The following is a 5,619-nucleotide window of genomic DNA, read 5'->3' as shown; positions in this document are numbered from 1 at the left end:
AGAGGCGGCACGGCGGGGCCGCCGCGCCCGCGCCCCGCGCCGCCCCCGCCGTGCCGCCTCTCGTGGCCGCCGTGCCGCCCGGCGCCGTGTCCGGGGTCCCCTCCGCCGCCCTCGCGTCGGCCGGTCCGGCCGACGGCTTCGATATGGACGCCCCACCCTCGGGCATGTGCCCCTCCCTTTTCATGCCATCGGCTCCCTATGCTCTCAGCTCGTACGGAGTGCTCGGCGTCGACGACGATGTCATGGGAGCGCTTCCATGGACCTCGTCGACGATACGGCGAACGACACGATCAGGGTGGGACGGATGACAGAGCAGAAGGTGCGCTGGGGGATCCTGGCGACCGGCGGCATGGCCGCGACGTTCACGGCGGACCTGGTGGACATGCCCGACGCCGAGGTCGTCGCGGTGGCGTCCCGCTCGGTGGAGTCGGCCAAGACCTTCGCCGACCGGTTCGGCATCCCGCGCGCCTACGGCGACTGGGAGACGCTCGCGGCCGACGACAACCTCGACGTGGTCTACGTCGCCACACCGCACGCGGCGCACCGCGCGGCGGCCGGGATGATGCTGGAGGCCGGGCACCACGTGCTGTGCGAGAAGCCGTTCACGCTCAACGTGCGCGAGGCGGCCGAGCTGGTCACGGCGGCGCGGGACGGCGGGCGCTTCCTGATGGAGGCCATGTGGATGTACTGCCACCCGATGGTGCGCCGCCTCAAGGCGCTGGTCGCCGACGGCGCGATCGGCGAAGTACGGCACGTCCAGGCGGACTTCGGGCTGGCGGGCCCGTTCCCGGCCACGCACCGGCTGCGCGACCCCGCGCTCGGCGGCGGCGCGCTGCTGGACCTCGGGGTGTACCCGGTGTCGTTCGCCCAGCTGCTGCTCGGCGAGCCGTCGGACGTCGTGGCGCGGGCGATGCTCTCCGAGGAGGGCGTCGACCTCCAGACGGGGGCGCTGCTGTCCTGGGACAGCGGCGCCCTCGCCTCGGTGCACTGCTCCATCGTGGGCGGTACGGCCACCTCCGCGTCGGTGACCGGGTCGAAGGGGCGGATCGACGTGCCCGAGGGCTTCTTCTTCCCGGAGCGGTTCGTGCTGCACCGGGACGGGCGGGACGCCGAGGAGTTCGCCGCCGACCCGGCCGACGGCCCGCGCGGCAGCCTCAAGCACGAGGCGGCGGAGGTGATGCGGGCGTTGCGGGCCGGGGAGACGGAGTCGCCGGTGGTGCCGCTGGACGGCACCCTCGCCGTGATGCGGACGCTCGACGCGATCCGGGACCGCGTCGGCGTCCGCTACCCGGGCGAGGACGCGGACCCGGACCGCGCGGCGGTCACGCCGGCTTGAGTCCCGGGTGCCCCGCCTCCGTGACGAAGGAGGCGGCGGTGGTGAGCGGCGCGCCCTGCGTGGTGACGTGGGAGACCGTCTTGAAGTCGGCGCGCGCCTGCTCCCGGCCGAGCGTGACGGTCGTGTAGCCGCGCAGGCCGTTGTAGAACCGCATGTGCGGGTTGGCGGCGGTCATGGTCTCCCAGTTGGCGGGCTTCGCCGAGCCGTTGCCGCCGCTGGTGACCGAGGTGGTGACGATCTCGGTGCCCACGGTCTTCGAGCCGGGGTCGGAGAAGTCCCGCTTGATGTCGAAGCCGTAGTGGACGTGCACGTCGCCGGTGAGGACCATCAGGTTCTCCACACCGGCGGCCTGCGCGCCGGCCAGCACGCGCTCGCGGGAGGCCGGGTAGCCGTCCCAGGAGTCCATGGAGACCTTGGCGGGCGGGGTGGTCCTGTCCAGCCGCTGGGAGAAGGTGACCTGCTGCGGCACGACGTTCCACACCGCGTCGGAGCGGCGCCAGCCGTCGATCAGCCAGCGCTCCTGGGCGGCGCCGGTGAGGGTGCGCGAGGGGTCCTCGGACTCCGCGCCGGGGTACTGCCAGCCGTCGCCGTAGGCCTGGTTGGAGCGGTACTGCCGGGTGTCCAGCACGTCGAACTGGGCCAGCCGGCCCCAGTGCAGCCGCCGGTACAGCTTCAGGTCGGGACCCTCGGGGAGCTGGGGCCGGCGCAGCGGCATGTTCTCCCAGTAGGCGCGGTAGGCGGCGGCCCGGCGCAGCAGGAACTCCTCCGGCGGGACGCTGTTCTCGGGGGTGTCGTCGGCGTAGTTGTTCTCGGTCTCGTGGTCGTCCCAGGTGACGACGAAGGGGTGCGCGGCGTGCGCGGCCAGCAGGTCGGGGTCGGACTTGTAGAGGGCGTACCGCAGCCGGTAGTCCTCCAGCGTGACGGTCTCCCTGTTGAACAGCCCGGAGGGCAGGGTGCCGGCCGGGTAGGCGCGGGAGCCGGCGACGTCGTTCACGGCGTACTCGTAGAGGTAGTCGCCGAGGTGGAAGACGACGTCGAGGTCTTCCTGCGCGAGGTGCCGGTAGGCGGTGTAGTAGCCCTGGTCGTAGCGCTGGCAGGAGACGACGCCGAAGGTGAGGCCGGCGGCGCGGCTGCGGGCGGCGGGCGCGGTGCGGGTGCGGCCGGCGGGGCTGGTGAAGCGGCCCGCGCGGAAGCGGTAGTGGTAGACGCGGCCGGGGGCGAGCCCGCCGGCCTCGACGTGCACGGTGTGGTGGAACTCGGGGTGCGCGGTGGCCCTGCCGCGTCTGACGACGCTGCGGAAGCGGGCGTCGAGGGCGATCTCCCACTCGACGGTGACGCGGCGCGCGGGCAGCCCGCCGTCGGCCTGGTACGGGACGGGCGCGAGGCGGGTCCACAGGAGCACCGAGTCGGGGTGCGGGTCGCCGGAGGCGACGCCGAGGGTGAAGGGGTCGTCGGTGAGCCGCGCGCCGTCGAGTTCGGCGGCGGCCGCGGTGCCCGCGCCGGGCACGCCGACGGCGAAGGCGAGCGCGGCGGCGGCGCCGGTCGCGGTCAGGAAGCGGCGGCGGCCGATGTGACGTGCGGCGGCGCGGAGTTCGGGCGCGTGGGACGGGCGCGCCCCGGATGTCGTCGGGTCCTGCGGGTCCTGCGTCATCGGTCCTCCCCTGGCGGACATGTGGGTGCGGGAGGAATTGCAGTGGCCGGGAACGACGCGGCATTGACGCGCACACAGCATCCGGATGACGGTCGCATGAGGTCCGTATGGCGAACCCTCCCGTACGCTGCGGGCCCATGAACGCCGAGGAAACGAACGGACGGACCGGGCGGACCGGGGTCGCGGTGGTCACCGGGGCGGGCTCCGGCATCGGACGCGCGGTGACCCGTGAACTGCTGCGCGGGGGCTGGTCGGTGGTGCTGGCGGGGCGCAGGGCTCAGGCGCTGGAGGAGACGGCGGAGGAGGCCGGCGGGGACACCCTGATCGTGCCGACGGACGTGTCACGACCGGCGGACGTGGAGGCGCTGTTCGCGGCGACGGTCGGGCGCTTCGGCCGGGTGGACCTGCTGTTCAACAACGCCGGTACGTCGGGGCCCGGCGGAGTGCCGGTGGAGGAACTGCCGTACGAGGCGTGGCGGCACGTGGTGGACACCAACCTCAACGGGGCGTTCCTGTGCGCGCAGGCCGCGTACCGGCAGATGAAGGGGCAGTCCCCGCAGGGCGGCCGGATCATCAACAACGGCTCGGTCTCGGCGCACGTCCCACGCCCCCGCTCGGTCGCCTACACGGCCACCAAGCACGCGCTGACCGGCCTGACCAAGTCCCTCGCGCTGGACGGGCGTCCGTACCGGATCGCGGTGAGCCAGATCGACATCGGCAACGCGGCGACGGAGATGACGGAGCGCATGCGGGCCGGAGTGCTCCAGGCCAACGGGGAGATCGCGCCGGAGCCGGTGATGGACGTCGCGGACGTGGCGCGCACGGTGCGGCACATGGCGGAGCTGCCGCTGGAGGCGAACGTGCAGTTCGCGACGGTGCTGGCGACGGGGATGCCGTACGTGGGACGGGGCTGAGGCGTCACGCCCCGTCGGCGAACCGTGATCCCCACAATCGGAATTAACGCATCCGACCCATTGCGGCCGGTGGTGGATCTATGCTCAACTCGTCTCCACCAAAGCTTCACAGTTGAGGCAGCGGCCTTCCGTCGAGCCACATCCAGGGGGGAGGCGGCAGCCGTTCCACACCGCCGGCTGGGGGTGGGCCCGCGCGGGACCGCGGGTGCACACCGGCGGGTGGAACGGCTGCCGCACCGGCACTCCGGTGCGGGTCCGGCTTCCGCGCTCAGACGCCGAGCCTGCGCGTGAGCGCACGGTGCCACAGCAGCAGGGCGGCCCCCGTGGCCAGGGCCGCGGCGCCCAGGGCGAGGAAGTAGCCCGCGCCCGGCACCCGGTCGCCCGACACCTTCAGCGCGTTGCCCCCGACACCTCCGCCGAGTGCCCCGGAGAGCCAGAACAGGGCCACCATCTGACTGGTGAACGTGGCCGGCGCGAGCGCGGTGGTGGCGCTCATCCCGACCGGCGCGAAGGACACCTCGCCGGCGGCCAGGAGCAGGAACGCCAGCAGCAGCCAGAGCGGCGACACCAGCTCCCCGTCGCCCCCGAGCGTCGCGGCCAGCGCCATCACCAGGTAGGCGGCCGCCGTGGCGCCCATGCCGATCGCGTACTTGGCGGCCGTGGGCAGACGGTTCCCCGCACGCGTCCACAGCCAGGCGAACACCGGCGCCAGCGCCAGGACGAACAGCGGGATCGCCGCCTGGAACCAACTGGCGGGCACCGTACGGCCGAACAGCTCGCGGTCGGTGGCGTGCCTGGCGAACAGCGCGAACGCCGAGCCGCCCTGGAGGAACAGCGCCCAGAAGACGGCGGAGGCCAGGAACAGCCAGATGTAGGTGCGCACCCGGAGCCGCTCGCCGGCCGAGAGCAGGGGGTTGCGCAGCAGCCGCCAGAAACAGGTGACCGGCAGAACCACGCACAGGAGACCGACCAGCGCCATGAGGTGGGCGACACGGAAGGCGCCGGCCGCGGCGTCCACGGCGTACACGGTGACGACCGGCGCGGTCAGCGCGAGGGTGACGCGCAGGACGCGCCGACGCTGCTCAGGGGTGGCGGACCGCTCGGGGGCGCGTCCCGTGTCGCCGAAGTGCCGTGCTCCGCGCACGAACTGGGCGAGTCCGAGCGCCATGCCGAGGGCGGCGACGCCGAAGCCGAGATGCCAGTCGACGCCCTCGCCGAGCGCGCCCACGACGACCGGTGCGAGCAGGGCGCTCACCTGGACGCTCATGTAGAAGACGGCGAAGCCGGCGTCGCGCCCCGCCCGGTCCTCGCGGTCGTAGAAGGCGCTGAGCAGGCCGGCCATGTTGGGCTTGAGCAGGCCGGTGCCGCAGGCGATGAGGAAGAGGCCGGGGTACAGGGCCCAGTCCACCGGCACGGCGATGGAGCCGTGCCCGAGCGCGATCAGCACACCTCCGTGCAGCACGGCGCGGCGCGCGCCGAGGACACGGTCGCCGATCCAGCCGCCGGGGACGGAGGCAAGGAACACGGAGGCCATGTACAGGCCGTACAGCAGGGAGGCGTCGCCGGCGGACATGCCGAGTCCGCNNGGACCCCGGTGCGCGTCCGCGGGGCCGTCTCGCCGGCGGGGGTGTCGGTCCGCCGGTCGGCGGCGGGTGGTCGGATCGGGGCGGCCATCGCGCTCCTCCGTGGGACGGTCGGCGGGAGTGCGCGGCGCCCGG

At 73.7% G+C, this 5,619-nt stretch carries 4 protein-coding genes; 2 read left to right on the top strand and 2 right to left on the bottom strand.

Annotated features, from left to right (window positions below):
* The first annotated feature begins 304 nt into the window (after nt 1-304).
* Nucleotides 305-1,336: a Gfo/Idh/MocA family protein gene (locus CCN29_RS08625; RefSeq protein ID WP_031061815.1), complete on the top strand. Its 1,032-nt coding sequence runs from the start codon at nt 305-307 to the stop codon at nt 1,334-1,336.
* Here CCN29_RS08625 and CCN29_RS08620 read toward each other — a convergent pair.
* A complete protein-coding gene (locus tag CCN29_RS08620) occupies nt 1,323-2,987 on the bottom strand; it encodes an alkaline phosphatase D family protein (protein ID WP_006135488.1) in 1,665 nt (554 codons plus the stop codon). The two genes, CCN29_RS08625 and CCN29_RS08620, sit on opposite strands and share 14 nt — an antisense overlap.
* A 137-nt stretch (nt 2,988-3,124) precedes the next feature.
* On the opposite strand from CCN29_RS08620, the gene CCN29_RS08615 reads away from it, so the two are divergent.
* Entirely contained in the window at nt 3,125-3,901 is a 777-nt protein-coding gene (locus CCN29_RS08615; RefSeq protein ID WP_086680828.1) for an SDR family oxidoreductase, read from the top strand.
* 268 nt (nt 3,902-4,169) lie between these two features.
* Here CCN29_RS08615 and CCN29_RS08610 read toward each other — a convergent pair whose 3' ends face one another.
* Nucleotides 4,170-5,474: a peptide MFS transporter gene (locus tag CCN29_RS08610; protein WP_086680827.1), complete on the bottom strand. Its 1,305-nt coding sequence runs from the start codon at nt 5,472-5,474 to the stop codon at nt 4,170-4,172.
* Between the last annotated feature and the right edge of the window lie 145 nt (nt 5,475-5,619).

Source organism: Streptomyces pseudogriseolus (assembly GCA_002154585.1).
Lineage (GTDB): Bacteria > Actinomycetota > Actinomycetes > Streptomycetales > Streptomycetaceae > Streptomyces > Streptomyces pseudogriseolus.
Note: the sequence above shows the minus strand (reverse complement) of the source record. Positions and strands in the feature narration are given on the sequence as shown.